Genomic DNA, 20,074 nt, shown 5'->3' on the forward strand with positions numbered 1-20,074 from the left:
CCGCCGCCGGCACTCCGCCTGCGGCTACCGCAGCCCGATCACCTACGAGAACACCACCACCGCGGCTACGCTACGACCGGCCGCATAACAATCAAATCGCGTGTCCACTTTTCGGGGCGAAGGCCCGAGGCTCGCGGCGGATGAAAAGTTCGATGCGCAAGTGATGTCGAGAGTGGCTAGGCGCAGGGGTGGCACGCCTTGATCCGACCGATGTCCTCGCGTCCATCGTTACGCCGGGATAACGATGGAGGCGAGGACGGCTTTGCGGTGGAGGTGATGCTCCTGGCGTGGCTACGCTGGGCTGGCGGGTTGAAGATCCAGCCACGCTTCGAGTGACTCTGCACGCTCGAGCGGCCCGGGTCACAAATCCCGGCTCCTCGGCGTCGAGTCGAGGACAAGGACCACATGAAGCGATCAACCATCTCTGACCGCCCAGCGATCGCCAGGCTGCTCGGTAGCGTGCTGTCGGTGTTCGTGGTGGCCTTGCTCGCGGCTGGCTGTGGGGGCTCAACTAAAACCTCGACCGGTGGTGCAGCGGCGACCGCGAGCAGCATCGCCGGTGGAGCGGCCAGCTCGGCGGTGTCGGCAACGGGTGACACTTCGGCCTCTGCTGCAGCCTCGGGCGCTGCGTCCTGCCCGTCTTCTAACACCACAAGCTTCGCCAAGACGAAGTTCCTCACTCACTCCGGGCTGGCCTTCGGTGCGTTTCACCGCTACCTCTACACGCCGGTACGGGCAGGCGCCTTCAAGTCCGGGGCGCACGGACGGAGAACCGCGATCGGGAAGGCCGGCGCCGCCGCGCTGTTCATCAAGCGGGAGGTGCGCCTGGCGTATGAGGACGTGCAGGCCAACCCGAGCCTGTGCAAGGCGATCGGGCAGCCGCTGCAGGCCCTCGGCAACCGGATCGACGCGGCGGTCAGCGGCCTCAAGAACGGCAGCACCTCCGGACTCACCGCGCTGGAAGGTGTCGTGCAAGGTGTGAAGGCCAAAGCCTCATCGGCCGGAACCCCCATCCAGGAAAACACCAACCCACCACTGGGCTAAGCCTGAGGCTGTCAGTCCGGGGCGGGTCCCTCTAAGCTAACGGTTCAGGCATGGCCCCTTTTTCGGACCGGTGTCGGCGCGGTGCCTCATTACCTGTCTGTCGTCGAGCCCGGCTCAGTGTTGAACCGTCTGTAGCTAATTAGACACAGCGACTAGAACGTCGCAGAGACCTTCCGAGGTCTTGCCCGGGTCGCGTCCCCGGGCCCGTGAAACCATCCGACACCGAGGAAGGGTGCGGCTGGAAAGGGTGGGGCTGAAGCCTGGGTCCTCCTCGGCTATGGCAGCAGCCGGTCTGGGGTCGCCGCGGTGACGCCAACCTCGCCCGGGTGTGATGTGATGTGCTTAACCCTTCCGGCGGGTTAGGGCCCCTACCTGATAGTGGAGTTGGAGGACAAGACATGGCTAGAGTGGACCGGGCCAAGCAAGCGGCGGGCCAAGTGGGCAGCAAGTTCCGACAGGTCAGCGGGGTAGCTGGCGCTAGAGCCGGCGGTATCGCGCAAAGCATGACTCAGTCCAAGGCCGCCTCGGGGCGGGTCGGCAAATACGTGCTCAGCAAGAACACGGCCGGCAGGTTCCACTTCACCCTGCACGCCACCAACGGCCAAGTCATCGCCACCTCCGAAACCTATGAAACCCGAGCAGCGGCCCTCAACGGCATCAGTTCAGTACGCCGCAACGCCGTCCAAGCCCGACTGGTCGAGGACACCAGCAGCGACTCATCCTGACTGACACTGCCTGATTGTCCCGGGGCGGTGCGTGTTCTCCGCGCTCGCGGGGCGGAGATGAGCGCGGGGATGACCAGCTTGTCGGAACGGCTTCACCAGCGCGAATTACGCCACGGCCGACCGCGTCGACGAACTGCACCTCGGTGGTGAAGCTGCCCCGCTGCCCCACCGAGTCGATCTCGAACGTCGCCCGCAACGCCAGGTGCTTGTCGGCGTCACCGCAGACAACTCGCTCGGGCGACACCGACTGGACGACCAGCGGCCCGAACTTGCCGCCGGGCACCAGGTTGACCCGCTTGCCGTAGTTGCGCTCCTGGGTGTTGAAACCGACTCTGCCGGCAACGGAGCAAACGGGCCGACGCGCAGCGCAACGAGCAGACCCTCCTCGCGGCCGCCGCCGCTGTCTTCGTCACATCCGGCCTCGACGCGCCGATCAGTGAGATCGCTGCGAAGCCGGCGTCGGGATCATCTATCGCCACTTCCCGATCGAGAAAGACGACACGCTCGTCGCGTCCGACCGCAAACTGCTTTACCGCGCCACGCGTGAGGCCGGCTGCTCCCCGATCTTGCACCGATGACATCTGCCGCACCGCCCGGGAGGGGACGTTTTCGACCCCAAATGGGCGTGGGCTGCCGCCGGCTCGGCGGGCAGCCGGGTGCGGGGTTGGTCAGGCGCTTTCTTGCGCGGCGTCCAGGGTGATCTCGACGCCGGTGAGCGCCTTGCTGACCGGGCAGCCTGCCTTGGCTTCCTCGGCGACCTTGAGGAACTGCTCGTCGTCCAGGCCCTCGACCTCGCCGCGGACGGTTAGCTTGATGCCGGTGAGCCGGAAGCCGCCGGCCTTGTCCGGGCCGAGCGAGACGTCGGCGGTCACCTCGACCGACTGCGGAGTGCCACCGGCCGCCGCAGCGAGAGCGGAGAACTGCATCGCGTAGCACGAGGAGTGGGCGGCGGCGACGAGCTCCTCGGGGCTGGTCCAGCCCCCGGCGTCGTCTGCGGCGCGCTTGGGGAACGACACGTCATACGTGCCGATCTTGCTGCTGCTCAGCTCGACCTGGCCGGAGCCCTGCTCGAGCGTGCCGGTCCAGGCGGTGCGGGCGGTGCGTGTGGGCATGTGCGGGTCTCCATCGGTGTGAGGAAGGTGGCTACCACCGACACTAGCCGCCGGCCGAGCGGTGCTCAGTGCACGCCCAGGACGCTCTTGACCGGCTCGATCGCGAAGCAGAGGAGGAACAGCGCCGAGACGACCCAGCGCAGCGGGTGCACCAGGCGCGCCTTACGGCGGACGATCTTGAGGATGACGTAGAGGACGAAGCCGGCTCCGATCCCGGCCGTGATCGAGTAGGTGAACGGCATCAGCACGATGGTGAGGAACGCCGGCAGCGCGATCTCCAGGTCGTCCCAGTCCATGCACTTGACCTGCTGCATCATCAGGAACCCGACGACGACGAGCGCGGGGGGTGCCGCCTCGTAGGGCGCGACGGCCACCAGCGGCGCCAGGAACGTCGCGCAAAGGAACAGCAGGGCGGTGACCACGCACGCCAGCCTGGTGCGCCCACCCCCCACACCGGCTGCCGACTCGATGAACGCGGTGTTGCTGCTGACGGCTACACCTACCGAGACGACGGCACGGAAGCTGGCGAGGCCGCTGCTGGCGCGTGCCATGACCGACAGCATGTTCGGCGACAGCACCCGGCGACTCGCGCAGGCGCACCGCGCCGACCCCCGGGGCACCACCCACGCCTACACCTTTGGCTGGTGCCCCGCCGCCTTCGACGGGCAACTCGGTGCCTGCCACTGCATCGAGCTCCCCTGGTGTTCCTCACCACCGACATCCCCAGCCTCAACGGCCCCTTCGCCCTGCTCGGCCCCGTCGCCCCCCCGCCGCCCTGGCAACCACCGTCCACGACGCCTTGGTCGGGTTCATCCGCAACAGCGCCCCGGCTGGCCCCCGCACGCGCCGAACCCCCCCACGTGCAAACACTGGGCGGAGACTGTGTCGCCCCCAAAACCCGTGAAGGCTGAGACCACCAATTCGGCCGGTGATGCTTCCAACTCCTCGGCAAAGCGGCCCTTGTAACGATGTAGGAAGCATGCCTGATGCGGCGTTCCACTTCCTTGGATATGGAACGCTTGTCTGACGCGCTGACAGCGGAGCGGCGCGCCTGCCGAATCCGTTCCACTAGCACGGTTCACGATGGTGTGTCAGTCATGTTGTACGGCGGCAACTTCCGGTACGGTCCGCGGATGGATCTGGGCTAGAAGACTGCTGAACAAGTGGCGTTCTGGGTGCTCGGTTCGGCTTGGTCGACTGTGCGGTGCCGGGTGAGTCCGCTGTCTGGGATGGGCTTGTGGAAGGGGCAGCGGTGTCGGGGTTGAGGGTGTGGTGTGAGGGTTCGGGTTTCGGGCTGGTGGTTCCGTTAGGCCAGTGCCCAGTTCTGGTCGATTCGGTGCAGGCCCAGGTTGGTCAGTCGGCGCAGGTTGATCGCGGCGGCTCGTCGGTGCAGCCAGGCGTTGTTCGCCGCGGTGCCGCGGTAGCGCAGGTGACGGTTGCCGCGAGTGATCCAGGCGATCGAGCGTTCGAGCATGGGTCGGTGTTGACGGTAGTCGGCGATAAACCCTGGATCTGCTGCACGGGCGCGGTGGGCGCGGGCCAACGCGTCGTGCTCGCGGAGTCGCATCGATTTTCCGGTGGCGCTGCGGGTGCATCGCTCGCGCAGCGGGCACTGTCGGCATGCGACGCCGAAGTTGCCCTGCCGGCCCCGGTTGATCTTGCGGGTGACACCGGCCGGGCAGGTCATGGTGTCGGGGATGAAGTCATCGACGGTGAACCCGCCCGCCACGGCCGGGTTGACCGGCCAGGGTTTGACCACCGCGATGTGCCCGGCGGTGTGCAGGGCAGCGAGCATGTCCCCGGTGCCCTAGGCCGAATCGCCCAGGACGGTGATCTGCTGGTCGGCTGCGATGGTGGTGTCGGCGCCCAGCAGGGTGATGCCGGCTTCGGCGTCGCCGCTGCCCTGGCCGCTGGCCTTGGTGATCGCGCAGGCGGTCACCAGCCCGGTGTCGGGTTCGATGACGATGTGGGCTTTGAACCCGTCCTGGCGGCGTGCGGTCGTCTTGTGGGCGTGCCGGGCGTCGGGTTCGACGGTAGAGACCATGCGGTCGGGGGCGACCCGCTGCACGATGCGCCAGGTCCCGGCCCCGCTGGCACCGTCGGGCACCCACTCGACGTCCTGGCCGGCGACCAGGCCCAGCAGTCCGACCGCATCCGCGGCCGGACCCTGCAGCCGCGCCTGCTCGGCGCCGAGTGCGGCGAGCACCGCGTTGGCATCGCGGACCAGCCCATCAATCAGCTGCGCCCGGGCATCAGAGTCATCCCAGGCGATCAGAGGTTTGCCTGCGCGGGCGTAGTCATGTCCGGACGCGGTCGCGACTCCTTCGATTAACTCGCCAGCACCGGGAACGACACGAGCGACGCGGCGCACCGCAGCGACCAGGGCGTGTCACCGTGTCCTGCGTGGCGACGGCGTCGTCCAGGATCGTGGAATCCAATGCCCGCCGGGTTCTTCCCGCCAGCACACCGGTCTCGGCCACGACCTCGCGGACGGCGTCGAAGATCCGGTTCGGCGCGATGGAGCTAGCCAGCCGACGGCGCCAGTACGTCAACGTCGTGGGGTGGAACGCGGCAGCGTCCACCGCGAACCCACACGCCGCCTTCCACCGCAGATCGAACGTCACCGCCTCAGCGGCTTCCCGGTCCGAGAGCCCGTGCAACGCCTGCAGCACCAGCACCGTGGCCACCACCGACGCCGGAACGCTCGGACGGCCACGCCCGACACGAACAGATCAGCGAACATCACATCCGGGAACAACTGCTCCCGCTGCCCGGACAGAAATCCGAACACGCTGCCCGGCGGCAGCAGATGCCCCGCAACAGACTGAACATCCATCAGATCCCGCTGTGGCCGATCAGATCCCTGCACACCCCAGATCCTCCCGGACCACTCCACAACTCGCTCCAGGACACACGCATTATTCAGCAGTCTTCTAGGCCCGCGTCTTGACCGCGAGGCAGGACCTGGAACGGCAGGTCGACGCACTCACGGCGGCCGGGATTCCGGGCGAGCGGGTCTATCTGGGCAAGAAGTCCGGCGCCACGACTGATCGGCCCGGGCTGCACGCCGTGCTTGAGTACGCCCGTCACGGGGATGTGATCGTGGTGCATACCCTGGACCGGCTCGGGCGGACGGTCCGCGACACCCTGAACCTGATCCACGACCTGGCCGGTAGGGGAGTGGGAGTACGGAACCTGGCCGACCCGATCAGAGTCGACTCGGCCAACCCTGATGATCCGATGGCGCAGCTGGCGGTGGTGATGTTGGCGTTGTTCGCGCGGATGGAACGTACCTACATGCTGGAGCGGGTCGCTCACGCCCGGGCCGTCGCCGTCGCCCATGGCCGGCAGGTCGGGCGGCCGGTGACCGTGGATGCGGGCAAGCTGGACTACGCCCGCCGCCTGCGCGACGACGACGGGCTCACCCTGCCCGAGATCATCGAACGCACCGGGCTCACCAGGTCGACGCTGTACCGGCACCTGCCACCGCGACCAGCGCAGACTCTGACCGCGGCCGGCGTTGCTGAAGCCGGCAGTCAAGGCGACGTCGTCGAGCCGGTCGTACCAGCTGAGGCGGGGGGCCGAGCCGGTCGAGGGCGGGGCGTGGGCAAGCCCGATTATCGGGCTCTTCTCAGCCTGAGCCCGGATGCGCCGCGTGAGCGGTTGATCCTGGCGTCGGTCCCAGACTTGGTACTGGTGCAGCCGCTGCTCAGCTTGGGCGCGGTCGCCGGCGGCGTAGATCAGTCGTAGGTTCTGGGCGGCGATCCAGGGTGCGGCTGATCTGGGCGCGGCGGGTCGGCGGGGCAGTCACGCCGTTGGCGAGCGCCTCTTGGTTCACGCCGGCCGGGCGTACGCTCCTAGGTCGAAGGGCAGCGAGCCCGTAGCCGATCTTGAACCCCGACCTACGGGAGGCAAACATGACCACCGCGCCGCCGCGACAGTCGGTCTTGCTCGACATCGAACCGGTGCCGATCCTGGTCCGGCCTTACCCGGTGCCGGATCGGGTCAAGGGTTCATTGTTGCTATCGCTGTTGCGTACGACCGATCACAAGGTGATCGGGCGGATGTACATGGTTACCGCCTGGATTCTGTTCATGATCGGCGGACTCATGGCGTTGCTGATGCGCGCCGAACTGGCCCGCCCGGGAATGCAATTCCTGTCGACGGAACAGTACAACCAGCTATTCACCATGCACGGAACTATCATGCTGCTGTTTTTTGCGACACCCCTGGTTTTTGCGTTCGCCAACCTGGTGCTGCCGTTGCAGATCGGCGCGCCTGACGTCGCGTTCCCCAGACTGAACGCGTTCTCCTATTGGCTGTATCTGCTGGGATCGCTCACTGCCCTGCTGGGCTTCGCGACTCCAGGTGGGGCCGCCGACTTCGGCTGGACCGCCTACACACCGCTCAGCAGCATGCAGAACTCGCCAGGCGCAGGCGTCGATCTCTGGATTCTCGGCCTTGTGCTCACGGGCCTCGGCACCATCCTGGGTGGCGTCAACATGGTCACCACCGTCATTACCCTGCGCGCGCCGGGCATGACGATGTTCCGGATGCCCATCTTCACGTGGAACATCCTGGTGACTTCGCTGCTCATCTTGTTGGCATTTCCGATCCTCACGGCCGCGTTACTCGTGCTCTGGGTAGACCGTCACCTCGGGGCCCAAGTGTATGCCCCTCAAAATGGGGGACCGATCCTATGGCAGCATCTTTTCTGGTTCTTCGGCCACCCCGAGGTGTATATTGTTGCACTGCCATTCTTCGGCATTGTGACCGAAATCTTCCCGGTGTTCTCACGGAAGCCCTGCTTCGGCTACAAGGGCCTCGTCCTGGCCACCCTGTCCATCGGCGCGCTGTCGCTGACCGTATGGGCACACCACATGTTCGCCACCGGGGCCGTGCTGTTGCCATTCTTCTCCTTCATGTCCTACCTGATCGCCGTACCGACCGGCCTAAAATTCTTCAACTGGATCGGCACTATGTGGCGGGGTTCGATAACCTTCGAGCCGCCGATGCTGTTCGCGATCGGCTTCCTCGTCACCTTCCTGTTCGGAGGATTGACCGGGGTCATCCTCGCTTCCCCGCCGCTGGACTTCCACGTCTCAGACACCTACTTCGTCGTAGCCCATTTCCACTACGTACTTTTCGGCACTATCGTTTTCGCTGCCTACGCTGGTATCTACTTCTGGTTTCCCAAATTCACCGGCCGCTACCTCGATGACAGACTAGGCAAGCTCCACTTCTGGCTGACCTTCATCGGTTTCCACACCACTTTCCTCGTGCAGCACTGGTTAGGCGCGAAAGGGATGCCCCGCCGCTACGCCGACTACCTGCCCAGCGACGGCTTCACCACCCTGAACACAATCTCAACGATCGGCTCATTCATCCTTGGCGCGTCGATGCTGCCCTTCCTCTACAACGTTTACAGGTCCTACCGCTACGGCGAGGTCGTCACCCAAGACGACCCTTGGGGTCACGGCAACTCCCTGGAGTGGGCCACCTCCTGCCCACCGCCCCGGCACAACTTCATCTCCATGCCACGCATCCGTTCAGAACGACCGGCCTTCGAGGCCCACTACCCCCACTTGATACCCCAGTTGGAACGCGAAGCACACGCCGACAAAAAGCATCGACGTTTGGAAGCAGCCGGAGCCGGCATGATCGGCGGCGAAAGCTCGCGGCAAGGCCATCGCGATACCGACCCCGGCTCCTAATGTCGTGCGTCCACTAATTCGTGGTTGAACTCATAGAATTGGTGGGTGGCTAGGACAGCGCGGCGGATGGCCGAGTTGGCGTTGACCGGGGACGAGCGTACGCACTTGCTGAGCTGGTGGCGGCCGGCGGAGTCGGCGCAAGCATTGGCGTCGCGGCCACGGCTCGTGTTGGCGTGTGCGGTGAAGCCGTGGACCCACGGCGGCGGTGGGATGCCTTGGCACGGTTCACCGCGCCGGAGTTGGCCGATGAACCGGCGGCCGGGTCGTGCGGCAGCCGGCGACGTCGACCGGGCCGGTACGGGCCCGGCCAGGGTGCGCCGACGGGTGTGACAGGACGCATGGCGCCGGTGGCGACGACGCGGGTGCTCAACGCTGTGGCGAAGAGCCTCCATAGACGGCCTTGACATGGTAACAATCGAGCACACTCTCAGGGTCTGTGGTGCCGATGCGCTCAGCTGCAGCAGATGCTCACCGACTGGACTGACGCAGGTGACGCGCACAGTGCCACCTCGTCCGTCGAAGGAATCACATGCAGTCAGCTGCGCCGTCACCCGACACCAGCCCTGAAGGACCGCCAGCGCTTCACCCAAGCCCGGACCTGGTTGAGCTCGTGCACGCCGCGGCCTGCGGCGACGAGAATGCGTTCGCGACGTTTTATGCTCTGACCTCGACCCGGGTGTATGGGATGGTGCTGCGCGTACTGCGCGACACCGCACAGACCTCCGAGGTTGTCCAGGACATCTATCTCGAGGTGTGGCAGCATTCGGCGCGCTTTGACGTCGGCAAGTCCGGTGTTCTGGCGTGGCTGCTGATGATCGCTCACCGCCGTGCGGTGGACCGGGTCCGGGCCAGCCAATCCGCTCTCGTGCGCGATGACAAGTACGCCGCCCTGCACACCGACCGACCCTATGACTGCGTCACCGAACACGTGCTGAGCAGCATCGAAGCCCAACGGGTCCGCTCCGCACTGGGGCAACTGAGTACCCGTCACCGCGAGGCAATCACCCTGGCCTACTTCAGCGGCCACACCCAATCCGAGATCGCCGCCCTGCTCGACATCCCCCTCGGCACCGTTAAGACCCGCCTCCGCGATGGCTTGGGCCGCCTGCGCGAACTCATCCCGGAACCTGCCTGAACCTCGACCAGCCACGCTCGATGATCCGAACCGCAACATGTCCGAACTCTTGGCGGACTGGGCCGCAGAGGGCCTAAGCCTGCCCCGGCCGAGCGACTACATTCCTCAGCCCAAACGGCGCACAGCGCAACCGAGCAGCCAGGAGGCGACCGACTACAGCGAGGTCTCATAACTGAACCTGGGGCGGCCCCGAAGGGCCGCCCCAGGTTTACGCCGGATCGGTGTTAGCCGCACCTACCGGCAGTCCCAATCGAATCCCACCCGCCAGTGGAGGTCTCTTTGGTGTCTTCACCATACCCACAAACAGGTATTGGTGCCAGCTACGCCTGCTGACCTCCTGAGCCAGCACGGGCATGATGGGCCGGCCGAGGTAGTGCGCGAGCGCGAGGGGTGCACAGTGGTGACCGGTCATAGAACTGCACGGCGACCGTGGCGGGGACCGGTGTCGTCTGGCGCTGCTGCTGGAGCCCGACGATCAGGTCGATGAAGTCATCGCACAGCCACGGTTCGTCGTTGCTACGGGCCTGCTGCCGGGTTATGACGTCGGTCGTGGCCTCCTCGATGACGACGTGGCCGCGCAGGCGCAGAGCGCTGAGCAGCGGCTCCGGGCGTTCCTACCGCTAACCGCTGTTCCTCAACCCCTATCTCGGCCAGCTTTTCACTGGTCGCGCCGCTGCCCTGGCCGCCGTCGAGCTGAGCCTGCAACACCCACTTACGCAGCGTCTCCGGTTCCACCCCGAGCTTGGGCTCCGGAGCCAGGCCACCGCTCACGCCGAGCCGTACTCCTCGAGTCGATCAAGAGCCATCCGGGTCGGATGTTCCGCTGCTCCACGGGGTACCTGTTAGGCATGATCGGCATCGTTCAAAGAAAGGAAGCGGCATCAAACCCCGGAACGGTTCACCGGTTGGGGCATACTGGCAGGGCGGTGGCCCGAATAAGTTGTATCAGCCCAGGGTGGTGTCAATCGCCCGCGGCGGCGGGGTGTTTTTGATGCTCGGTCCGTGTAGCCAGAGAGTGGCTTGACAACCGGATTGGGCGCTCAGTGTGAGGGAGCAGGTAAACAGATGAGTAGCAGCCAAGATCGCGATGGCGCGGAGTCGGCGTTGGAACGCGCCGCTGACGAGGGTCCGCTACCTGGGATCGGTGCCCTGGACGATGCTGAGCAGCGTGGCGAGGAGGATCCCAGCGCAGCCGACCCTAGTGCTGAGGACGCAACCTCCTATAAACGTCGGGGTTTGCTCAATTCAATCGTTGCCCCTCTCGTCGACGAGGACGGAAGCGGGCCTCGCTGAGCGAGTCTCGAGCGCAGGTGCTTTAGGCGCACGTGGAGTGGATCCGGCGTTTACCGTTGGGGACGTGTGCGCAACGTGGACGGCATGATCGAACTGGTCGCCCACGCCCGTCGCCGTGGCCGTCGGCCGGCACACCGGGCGCCCGGTGACCGTCGATGCGGGCAAGCTGGACTACGCCCCGGCGTTCGAGCGCGACGTCATCCGGGAACGGACCGTGGCCGGTCTGGCCGTGGCGCGGGCGGGCGGCAAACTGGGCGGCCGGCCGCCGATCATGACCGCGGAGTAGCTGGCCATCGCCCGCCGGCTGCTGGCCGAGGGCCACAGCAAGACCGCTGTCGCCAAGACGATCGGCGTCAGCCGACCTACGCTGTACGCCCACCTCGGGCGTACGTCATGACAGCAGCGATCTGGATCGGGTCGGCGGCACTGGTCGTCGCCTGCGCTGCGAGGTGCTGATGGAACAGGTTTACCGGTGGTGGCCCAAACCCCCGGCCTGATGCGGCGTCTCAGCGTGATGGTGGCGCGCTGATGAGTTGTCGTGTTTCGGTGGCGATCTGTCGGTCTTCGCGGGCGGTGATCACCAGCGTTTGCACCGGCGCTGATTGGGGGCTGATGGCGGTGTCGCCGTGGTTGTTGTCGTTGCGTTCGTCGATCTGGACTCCGGCGTATGCGAGTCGTTGGGCGGCGAGGCGGCGGACGACGGGGGAGTGCTCGCCCACGCCGCCGGTGAACACGAGGATGTCGACACCGCCGGTGGCGGCGGCCATGGCGGCGATGCCGGCTACGAGCCGGTGAATGTACACGTTCATGGCCAGCTGCGCGTCGGGTTCACCCCGGTCGAGGGCGGCCTCGACGTCGCGCATGTCCGCGGTACCGGCGAGGGCCAGCAGGCCGGAACGGTGCTCCAACGCGGTCGCGATGCTGTGCGGGTCGAAGTGTTCATGCTCCTCGAGCCACAGCACCACACCGGGGTCGACCGAACCGGATCTGGTGGCCATGACCAGGCCGTCCAGCGGGGTGAAACCCATCGTCGTATCGACGCTGCGCCCGGCCAGCACGGCGCACAACGACGCGCCGGCGCCGAGGTGGCAGGTGACGATCCGCAGCTGTGCCAGGGGACGGTTCACCATCTGAGCGGCTCGACCGGACGCGTAGGCATGGGACAACCCGTGAAAGCCGTAGCGCCGGATCCGGTACCGCTCGCGCCACTCCTGCGGCACGGCGTACGTCGCCGCCGCGGCCGGCATGGCGGAATGGAAGGCGGTGTCGAAGCAGGCGACGGCCGGCACGTCGGGTAGTTTCTCGATGACGGCGTCCAGCGCAGCGAGCGATTTGGGCTGGTGCAGCGGCGCCAGATCGGTCAGCTCCTCCAGCTGCGTTCGCACGTCGGCGTTGACGAGAACCGCGTCGGTAAACAGGGTGCCGCCGTGCACGATGCGGTGGCCCACCACGTCGGGCGCGGGCCAGCGGCCAATGAGTTCGCCAAGAGCCACCGTGTCGATCCCGTCCTGACCGACTTCGACGTCCGCACTGTGTTCGAGGACGTCGTCATCACCGAGCAGGCTCAGTTTCAGGCTCGACGAGCCGGCATTGACGACGAGGATCCGCATCGCTGTGACTTTGCCCGCTCAGACCCCGGCCGCAGCGCTCGGCCACGTCCAGTCGGCGATAGCCGGGTCGTCTTCGCCGTGCTCACGGGTGTATGCGGTGGCCGCGAACCGCGCGTCGGCCATGTGCTGGCGCAACACCGCGGCCGTGCTGCCTAACGACGGCACCCGGTCGATGACGTCCATGACGAGGTGGAACCGGTCCAGGTCGTTGAGCATCACCATGTCGAACGGCGTCGTGGTGGTGCCCTCCTCCTTGTAGCCGCGGACGTGGATGTTGTGGTGACCGGAGCGGCGGTAGGTGAGCCGGTGAATCACCGACGGGTACCCGTGGAACGCGAAGATCACCGGCTTGTCCGTGGTGAACAGCGCATCGAAGTCGCGGTCGGCCAGCCCGTGCGGATGTTCGGAGTCGGGTTCCAGACGCATCAGATCGACGACGTTGATCACCCGCACCTTGAGTTGCGGCAGGTGTTGACGCAACAGATGGGTGGCGGCCAAGACCTCGAGAGTCGGGATGTCACCGGCGCAGGCGAGCACCACGTCGGGCTCGCCGTCGGTGTTGCCGGCCCAGTCCCAGATGCCCAGGCCCCGGGTGCAGTGCGCGATCGCGGCGTCCATGCTCAGGTAGGTCAGGGCGGGTTGTTTGCCGGAGATGATGAGGTTGACGTAGTTTCGGCTGCGCAGGCAGTGGTCGGCGACCGACAGCAGGGTGTTGGTGTCCGGCGGGAGGTACACCCGCACGATCTCGGCCTTTTTGTTGATCACGTGGTCGATGAACCCGGGGTCCTGGTGGGAGAAGCCGTTGTTGTCCTGGCGCCAGACGTGGGAGGACAGCAGGTAGTTCAACGACGCGATCGGCGCGCGCCACGGGATGTGGCGGGTGGTCTTGAGCCATTTGGCGTGCTGGTTGAACATCGAGTCGACGATGTGGATGAACGCCTCGTAGCAGTTGAACAGCCCGTGCCGCCCGGTGAGTAGGTAGCCCTCCAGCCAGCCCTGGCACAGGTGCTCGGAGAGCACTTCCATCACGCGCCCGTCCGGGGCGAGGTGGTCGTCGCCGGGTACGGTTTGGGCGTCCCAGGCGCGGTCGGTCTGCTCGAACACGGCGTTGAGCCGATTGGACATGGTTTCGTCCGGGCCCATCAGGCGGAACGAGTCGGGGTTGGCGGCGATGATGTCGCGCAGGAATGCGCCCAGCACCCGGGTGGCCTCACTCGAGCTGGTGGCGGGATGGTCGACGTCGACGGCGTAGTCCCGGAAGTCGGGCATGACCAGCTCGCGCAGTAGCAGGCCGCCGTTGGCGTGGGGGTTGGCGCTCATCCGTCGCGCGCCGTCCGGGGCGAGTGCCTGCAGCTCGGCAATGAGCCGGCCGTCGGAGTCGAACAGGTCTTCGGGGTGATAGCTGCGCAACCACGCTTCCAGCTGGGCCCGGTGCTCGGGGTTGGTCCGCGTCTCCGACAGCGGCACCTGGTGCGCACGCCAGGTGCCTTCGACCGGGAGCCCGTCGACGATCTTCGGGCCGGTCCAGCCCTTCGGGGTGCGCAGCACGATCATCGGCCACGCGAGCCGTTCGGGGGAGCCGCCGGTGCGGGCGTTGTGCTGGATGGCGTTGATCGTGTCCAGCACCTCGTCCAAGGTGGCAGCAAGCTGACGGTGCACGTCGAACGGTTCGTCGCCGCTGACGAAGTGCGGTTCGTAGCCGTAGCCGCGCATCAGCTCGGCCAGCTCGTCTTCGGGGATGCGGGCGAGCACGGTCGGGTTGGCGATCTTGTAGCCGTTCAGGTGCAGCACGGGCAGCACGGCCCCGTCACGGACAGGGTCGAGGAATTTGTTGGAATGCCAGCTCGCCGCCAGGGGACCGGTTTCGGCTTCCCCGTCGCCGATGACGCACAGCGCGAGTAGGTCGGGATTGTCGAAGACGGCGCCGTAAGCATGGACGAGGGAGTAGCCCAGCTCGCCGCCCTCGTGGATCGAACCCGGCGTCTCGGGTGCGACGTGGCTGGGGATCCCGCCGGGAAACGAGAACTGCCGGAACAGCGCGCGCATGCCTGACTCGTCCTGGTCGATGGCCGAGTAGACCTCGCTGTAGGTGCCGTCCAGGTAGGCATTGGCGACGAGTCCGGGGCCGCCGTGTCCCGGTCCGGTGATGTAGAGGGTGTTCAGGTCGCGGGCCTTGATGACCCGGTTCATGTGCGCGTACAGCAGGTTCAGCCCGGGTGTCGTGCCCCAGTGCCCGAGCAGTCGCGGCTTGACGTGCTCGGCGAGCAACGGTTTGCGCAACAGCGGATTGTCTAGCAGGTAGATCTGTCCGACGGACAGGTAGTTGGCCGCGCGCCAGTAGGCATCGAGTAGCGCGAAATCTTCGGTGGGGGGCTGGGTCAGTGTTTCGGTGCTACTCATGATTGCTCCGTTGAAAGGTGAGGCAGTGATCAGGTGGCTGAAGCCGACGTGTTGAAGCGGCCCGCTCGGCGGCGCAGCGCTCGGACCGGGTTGTCGTGCCGGCGACCGGCAGGGGCGGCGACAGTGCGGTAGAAGATGCGTTTGCCGAATTCGATGAGCACGAGGTAGCCGACGACCATGGCGACCAGGGCGGCGAAGAACGCACCGGGTAGCGGGCGGAAGCCGAGTGTGTGGGCCAGTGGGGTTGCCGGCAGCACTGATCCGACCAGTACCACGCTCAGCGCGGCGGCGACCAGTGGCAGGCTGGGGTGGCTGCGGAAGAACGGGATGCGCCGGGTCCGGATCGCGAAGATCACCAATGTCTGGGTGGCCAAGGATTCGACGAACCAGGCTGAGCGGAATTCTCCAGCGCCGGCGTGGAAGATCCACAGCATGACCCCGAACGTGACGAAGTCGAATACCGAACTGAGTGGCCCGAAGAAGATCATGAACCGCCGGATGAAGGCGATGTCCCAGTGCGAGGGCCGGCGCAGTTGTTCCTCGTCGACGTGGTCGGTGGGGATCGCCAACTGACTGGAGTCGTAGAGCAGGTTGTTGAGCAGGATCTGCGAGGGCAGCATCGGCAGGAACGACAGGAACAGCGACGCACCAGCCGCGGAGAACATGTTGCCGAAATTGCTGGACGTACCCATCAGCACATATTTGATCGTGTTGGCGAAGATCCGGCGGCCTTCGGCGACACCGTCGGCCAGGACGTCCAGGTCCTTCTCGAGCAGGATCACGTCCGCGGCGTCCTTGGCGACGTCGGTGGCCGAGTCGACCGAGATGCCGACGTCGGCGGCGTGCAGCGCGAGAGCGTCGTTGACGCCGTCACCGAGGAACGCCACCCCGCCGCCACCGCGCCGCTGCACCCGCACGATTCGGGCCTTGTCCTGCGGACTGACCCGGGCGAACACCGTGGTCGTGCCGATCGCGGTGGCGAGTGCATCGTCGTCCAGGGCACTGATCTGCACACCGGTGAGCGCACCGCCGACGTTCAGGCCGAGTTCCTTACACACCTTGACGGCGACGGCGGGGTTGTCGCCGGTCACCACTTTCACCGCGATACCCAACGTGGCCAGTCGGGCGAGGGCTGTGGCGGCGTCGGGCTTCGGCGGGTCCAGGAACACCAGGAAGCCGGCCAGTGTCATTCCGTGTTCGTCGGCCGTGGTTGGCGCGGCGGGCGAGCTGACCGTGCGGGTGGCGACGGCGACGACGCGGTTGCCGGCCGCGAACTCCTGCGTCAGCGCTGTGCGGGCGGCTTCGGGCACGTCGACGCAGCGGTCCAGAACGGTCTCCGGCGCGCCTTTGGTGACCAGGGTGAGACGCTGCAAGGGATCACGAACGAGTGCTGAGACCATGTTGCGGTCATGGTCGAACGGGACGGTGCCCAGCCGCGCGAAGTCGGTGACGCTGGCCTTCACGGGGTCGGCGGCCGGCGCCTGCCAGAGGGCTTGATCGAGTGGGTTGCCGCCTACTGCTGTGCCGTTTGCACCGGAGTTCTCGGTGGCCAGCAAGCCCCACCTCAACACCGCTTCGGTGTCGAGGTCGCCTGCGGGAACCGCGCGGGTGTAGTCGATGTGCCCGGCGGTCAGGGTGCCGGTCTTGTCGGTGAACAGCACGTCGACGTTGCCCAGATCCTCGATGCACACCAGCCGTTTGACCAGCACTTTGCGCTTGCTCATCCTCCGCGACCCGGCGGCCAGACTGCTGGACACGACCGCCGGCAGCAGCTGGGGGGTGATGCCGACGGCGATCGCCAGGGAGAACAGCAACGCGTCCATGATCGGCTTGTGCAGGACGACGTTGAGCACGAAGATCGACGTCGTCAGCGCGCCCGCGACGTAGACCAGTAGCATCGAGAACTTGCGCAGCCCGACCTGGAATTCAGTGTCGAGCTGGTGTGTGCTCAAGCCGGCGGCTATCGTGCCGAATTCGGTGCGGGCCCCGGTCGACACGACGACCCCGCAGCCACCGCCCGCATTGACGACGGTGCCCATCAACGCGCAACCGGCGAGTTCAGCCAGCGCCGTCCCGGGAGCCACGGTGTCTATGGTCTTGTCGACCGGCAGCGACTCACCGGTCAGCACTGACTCGTCGCAGCTCAGCCCGGTCACTGTCACCAGCCGCAGGTCGGCCGGGACGATGTCACCCAGGCGTAGCTCGACCACGTCGCCGGGCACCAGGTCAGTGACGTCGACCGACGCGGACGACCCGTCCCGAACCACGACTGTCTCGTGGTGGATCTGGTCGTGCAAAGCCTCGGCGGCCTTTTCGGCGCGGTACTCGTTGACGAACCCCAACCCGACCGACAGAGCGACGATCACCCCGATAATGACCGCATCGCTGCGCTCGCCGACGAAATAGGACGCCACCGCCGCCGTCAGCAGCAACGCGAGCAGCGGCGAGCGCAACTGGTGCCACAGCACCGGGAACAACCGGGCCCGGTGGGAGGAGACCGCGTTCGGTCCCCACTGTGCTCGCCGCCGAGCTACCTCGTCGGCGAGCAGGCCGCGGGAGGCGGACGTACCCAGCCCGACGAGGACGGCGTCGGTGCCCTCACTGGCCGCCTTGATGATCCCGCTGACGGCGGACCGCCCCCGGGCGGGGACGTCGACCGTCATCGCGGGCTACCGTCCCGCCCCGAATTGCCGTGGACGACCAGGACAGCGCACCTGGCGTGCTCGACGCAGTAAGCACTCGTCGAGCCAAGGAGCATTCCAACAAAGCCGCCGTGTCCGCGGCTGCCCACGATGAGCATGTCAGCGTGAGTGTCGGCGCTGAACTTCAACAGAACCTGCGCAGGGTGGCCTTGACGAACGTGGCTGCGCAGATCGTTGGGTAGATGGTCGCCAAAGGCGTCCCCTGCGGCGCGGTCGATCACCTTCAAGGTCTCGATCTCGCTGTCGTCGTCCATGCCGGCGGCCATCGAGTAGCTCATCGGGATCTGCCAGGCACAGACCGCGTCGATGCCGCAGCGCAGCGGTCCGGCCAGGTGCCCCGCCCACCTCAGTGTCTCAACCGAGGATGGGGAGCCGTCCACTCCGACAACGATTCGGGAGCTGTGATCGTCGGCGACACTGCCCCGGGCCGCGGTGTCGGCTGTCATATGTCCGCCTTCGCTCAAAGTTCACGGTTCCGAGCTGCCGCGAAGGCGAATGCCCCAACGTAGCCAGCGTTGAAAGATAGGTTTAAGCACGACATAGGCAGTAGGCCCAGTAGACACGACACTACGTGGGTCCGGCCCTGAAGCAGCCGCCGAATCGCCCAGCCGGCTGTACTGCCTGGTCGGGGCCGCCGCTGGCCTATCACCCCGCTGTTTCGTGATCGTTCCGCGTGCACTTCCCGGCCAGAGGCGGCCCTATCTCGGCTACCGCTGCATCCCGTCCGATGAGACGTGCGCGGACCGCAGCGATGAGTCGGCCGTGCACGTCGCGCCACCCGAGATCAAGCACATGCGGGTCGTCGAGCTCGGCCGCCACCTCGGGGAGGGACTGGCGCAACGGAGGCAAGTTCAAGTCGGCGTGCGCCTGCGCCTCGGTGACGTAGGCAGCGTGCTGCAATGTCAGAACCTCCCCGGCGCCAAGCCTGACTACGTCGTCCACGCCATCAGACACTGCGTGCTCGGCGTCTTTGGCTGCAGCCGCGGTGTTCGCCACCGGCTGTTCTTCCGTTGTGCCGCAGGCCGCACCTGGCAGTGCGTCGGTTGGTCCGAGCGCCTCGGTCGATAACCGTCTCGTCGCCGCAGGCCAACGCCTGCTCCCCGGGCACACCCATGGGGCGTTGACCGACACTGCCGAGTCTGTCTGCGACTCATTTCAGAGGGGAGCGTCGTGGGAGCAGGAGTTGCAACCAGGCTGGACATGGGAACGCGAGCGCCGAGCGCGGCTAGCTTCATGCAGATCTCAATCCTCGCCTACTGCCACACCTTCTCTCAGGTCGTTCCGATCTCCAGTCCGTAACCGGTTCGCTAGCTCAAGCCTTATTCCTGCACTGTTGCCCATGACGTGGGCGCGCCGCATCTGCGTAAAACGTCGCTGCGCATGATCGAGCCGATCCGGCTGCGTGCCTCCCTGACCATCTCACGTCCAGCGCGCGGCTGAGCGGCTCGGGCCGGTGGTTTTGGTTAGTGCCGTCCGCGGCGGCTGGTGGTTTGGGCGCGCACGCGACGCTGCCGCTGTTGGCTGTCGAGGACTATGAGGCGGTGCCGCCGCTTCGCCGCGACGGCGGTGAATATCTGGGCTGCACACAGCATCGCGGCCCTGGCATCAAGGTGGCCAATGGTGGTTAGCAGCAGCACGGCGCAGGTAAGGGTGGCAAGGATGACTACCCGCGGATACACCCAGCGGCGCCAGGAGCCGATCGGCGGCAGGACTTCAGCGGTCAGGAGCAGCGCGCACGCGAGAGCGAATATTCCCAGGACGGCGATGCCACGCCCTGGTGTTGTCAGCAACGTCAGGCTCACCTTCCTCATCCTGCCACCCGCCGACGGTCATTGCCGCGGCTCATCTGCGAGACCAGTAGGTGACCCACCCGAGCGTCCATGCAGAAATTTCCGCGGCATCGATAGGCACCGCGGACGCAGCAGCCGGGCGGCGAGGATCGAAGCAGCCAATCTCGTCCACCGCCACTCACCGATCGGGATACCCGTGACCGTGACCGGGCCGGGGCTTGCGGATGGCTGGCCCTTACGGCGGATACGGTGGCGGCATGCAACGTAACCGGCTCTACCGCGCTGGGGTGCTGGAGGCTGAGGACTTCGACCCGGCCGACATCAGTGAACGGATCGGCGAACCGGACGTGGTCGTCTGGCTGGATCTGGAGTCACCGGATGAGAGGGAGCTGGCTCTGCTCGCGGAGGAGTTCTCCCTCAACGCCCTGGCCGTGGAGGACGCCGCTCACGAGCACCAGCGGCCCAAGGTCGATCACTACAGCGACCATATTTTCATGAGCCTGTACGGCGTGCATCTGGACGTCGACACCGGTGAACTGCACACCAGCG

15 protein-coding genes and 3 pseudogenes are annotated in these 20,074 nt (G+C 66.4%); 9 read left to right on the top strand and 9 right to left on the bottom strand.

What is annotated here, in order from left to right; genetic code table 11:
- The first annotated feature begins 405 nt into the window (after nt 1-405).
- From RM423_RS21390 to RM423_RS25965, 3 genes and pseudogenes are all read left to right on the top strand, one after another.
- On the top strand, nt 406-1,044 hold the full coding sequence (locus RM423_RS21390) for a hypothetical protein (RefSeq protein ID WP_311425078.1): 639 nt from the start codon (nt 406-408) through the stop codon (nt 1,042-1,044).
- Between the two features lie 503 nt (nt 1,045-1,547).
- Entirely contained in the window at nt 1,548-1,769 is a 222-nt protein-coding gene (locus RM423_RS21395) for a YegP family protein (protein ID WP_311425079.1), read from the top strand.
- A gap of 342 nt (nt 1,770-2,111) precedes the next feature.
- Nucleotides 2,112-2,266, top strand: a pseudogene (locus tag RM423_RS25965) (TetR family transcriptional regulator); the annotation flags it as partial.
- 171 nt (nt 2,267-2,437) lie between these two features.
- Here the strand turns inward: RM423_RS25965 and RM423_RS21400 are convergent.
- The 3 genes and pseudogenes from RM423_RS21400 to RM423_RS21410 all read right to left on the bottom strand — a co-directional run bounded on the left by RM423_RS21400 (nt 2,438) and on the right by RM423_RS21410 (nt 5,750).
- Nucleotides 2,438-2,881 (bottom strand): OsmC family peroxiredoxin, encoded by a 444-nt coding sequence (locus RM423_RS21400; RefSeq protein WP_311425080.1) that lies wholly within the window; start codon nt 2,879-2,881, stop codon nt 2,438-2,440.
- Between the two features lie 65 nt (nt 2,882-2,946).
- Nucleotides 2,947-3,405, bottom strand: a pseudogene (locus RM423_RS21405) (solute carrier family 23 protein); the annotation flags it as partial.
- 782 nt (nt 3,406-4,187) lie between these two features.
- Nucleotides 4,188-5,750 (bottom strand): annotated as a pseudogene (locus tag RM423_RS21410) (IS1182 family transposase).
- Between the two features lie 77 nt (nt 5,751-5,827).
- Between RM423_RS21410 and RM423_RS21415 the strand changes: the two are divergent.
- The 5 genes from RM423_RS21415 to RM423_RS25970 all read left to right on the top strand — a co-directional run bounded on the left by RM423_RS21415 (nt 5,828) and on the right by RM423_RS25970 (nt 11,420).
- Nucleotides 5,828-6,631 carry a recombinase family protein gene (locus RM423_RS21415; protein WP_311425082.1) on the top strand — a complete coding sequence of 268 codons (804 nt, stop codon included), beginning with the start codon at nt 5,828-5,830 and terminating at the stop codon, nt 6,629-6,631.
- Nucleotides 6,632-6,798: 167 nt separating this feature from the next.
- Nucleotides 6,799-8,595, top strand: a complete 1,797-nt coding sequence (gene ctaD / locus RM423_RS21420) for an aa3-type cytochrome oxidase subunit I (RefSeq protein WP_311425083.1) — start codon at nt 6,799-6,801, stop codon at nt 8,593-8,595.
- A gap of 529 nt (nt 8,596-9,124) precedes the next feature.
- Nucleotides 9,125-9,730, top strand: coding sequence for an ECF RNA polymerase sigma factor SigK (gene sigK / locus RM423_RS21425; protein ID WP_311425084.1), 606 nt, complete (start codon nt 9,125-9,127; stop codon nt 9,728-9,730).
- A 1,408-nt stretch (nt 9,731-11,138) separates the two neighbouring features.
- A complete protein-coding gene (locus tag RM423_RS21430) occupies nt 11,139-11,309 on the top strand; it encodes a hypothetical protein (protein ID WP_311425085.1) in 171 nt (56 codons plus the stop codon).
- A 21-nt stretch (nt 11,310-11,330) separates the two neighbouring features.
- Entirely contained in the window at nt 11,331-11,420 is a 90-nt protein-coding gene (locus RM423_RS25970; RefSeq protein WP_396327819.1) for a hypothetical protein, read from the top strand.
- A gap of 109 nt (nt 11,421-11,529) precedes the next feature.
- Here RM423_RS25970 and RM423_RS21435 read toward each other — a convergent pair whose 3' ends face one another.
- The 6 genes from RM423_RS21435 to RM423_RS21460 form a co-directional block, all read right to left on the bottom strand.
- On the bottom strand, nt 11,530-12,633 hold the full coding sequence (locus RM423_RS21435; protein WP_311425086.1) for an acetate/propionate family kinase: 1,104 nt from the start codon (nt 12,631-12,633) through the stop codon (nt 11,530-11,532).
- Nucleotides 12,634-12,651: 18 nt separating this feature from the next.
- The gene (locus tag RM423_RS21440) at nt 12,652-15,033 is read right to left on the bottom strand and encodes a phosphoketolase family protein (RefSeq protein ID WP_311425087.1); all 2,382 of its coding nucleotides are present in this window, start codon (nt 15,031-15,033) and stop codon (nt 12,652-12,654) included.
- A 29-nt stretch (nt 15,034-15,062) separates the two neighbouring features.
- A complete protein-coding gene (gene mgtA / locus RM423_RS21445; protein ID WP_311425088.1) occupies nt 15,063-17,696 on the bottom strand; it encodes a magnesium-translocating P-type ATPase in 2,634 nt (877 codons plus the stop codon).
- Complete coding sequence (locus tag RM423_RS21450) at nt 17,693-18,181, bottom strand: universal stress protein (protein ID WP_311425089.1); 489 nt, start codon at nt 18,179-18,181, stop codon at nt 17,693-17,695. The genes mgtA and RM423_RS21450 overlap by 4 nt, the downstream gene beginning before the upstream one ends.
- Before the next feature lie 199 nt (nt 18,182-18,380).
- Nucleotides 18,381-18,731, bottom strand: coding sequence for a hypothetical protein (locus RM423_RS21455; protein WP_311425090.1), 351 nt, complete (start codon nt 18,729-18,731; stop codon nt 18,381-18,383).
- 467 nt (nt 18,732-19,198) lie between these two features.
- Complete coding sequence (locus RM423_RS21460) at nt 19,199-19,537, bottom strand: hypothetical protein (RefSeq protein ID WP_311425091.1); 339 nt, start codon at nt 19,535-19,537, stop codon at nt 19,199-19,201.
- Nucleotides 19,538-19,782: 245 nt separating this feature from the next.
- Between RM423_RS21460 and RM423_RS21465 the strand changes: the two genes are divergently transcribed.
- The coding region (locus tag RM423_RS21465; protein ID WP_311425092.1) for a CorA family divalent cation transporter at nt 19,783-20,074 on the top strand (292 nt) is incomplete at its 3' end.

This window comes from Jatrophihabitans lederbergiae, from assembly GCF_031845305.1.
GTDB lineage: Bacteria > Actinomycetota > Actinomycetes > Mycobacteriales > Jatrophihabitantaceae > Jatrophihabitans_A > Jatrophihabitans_A lederbergiae.

Bases quoted from the DNA above. Each gene is read 5' to 3' on its own strand.
- RM423_RS21395 (WP_311425079.1), top strand. From the start codon at position 1,548: ATGACTCAGTCCAAGGCCGCCTCGGGGCGGGTCGGCAAATACGTGCTC.
- RM423_RS21390 (WP_311425078.1), top strand. From the start codon at position 406: ATGAAGCGATCAACCATCTCTGACCGCCCAGCGATCGCCAGGCTGCTC.
- RM423_RS21435 (WP_311425086.1), bottom strand. From the start codon at position 12,633: ATGCGGATCCTCGTCGTCAATGCCGGCTCGTCGAGCCTGAAACTGAGC.
- ctaD (WP_311425083.1), top strand. From the start codon at position 6,799: ATGACCACCGCGCCGCCGCGACAGTCGGTCTTGCTCGACATCGAACCG.
- RM423_RS21450 (WP_311425089.1), bottom strand. From the start codon at position 18,181: ATGACAGCCGACACCGCGGCCCGGGGCAGTGTCGCCGACGATCACAGC.
- RM423_RS21400 (WP_311425080.1), bottom strand. From the start codon at position 2,881: ATGCCCACACGCACCGCCCGCACCGCCTGGACCGGCACGCTCGAGCAG.
- mgtA (WP_311425088.1), bottom strand. From the start codon at position 17,696: ATGACGGTCGACGTCCCCGCCCGGGGGCGGTCCGCCGTCAGCGGGATC.
- RM423_RS21440 (WP_311425087.1), bottom strand. From the start codon at position 15,033: ATGAGTAGCACCGAAACACTGACCCAGCCCCCCACCGAAGATTTCGCG.
- sigK (WP_311425084.1), top strand. From the start codon at position 9,125: ATGCAGTCAGCTGCGCCGTCACCCGACACCAGCCCTGAAGGACCGCCA.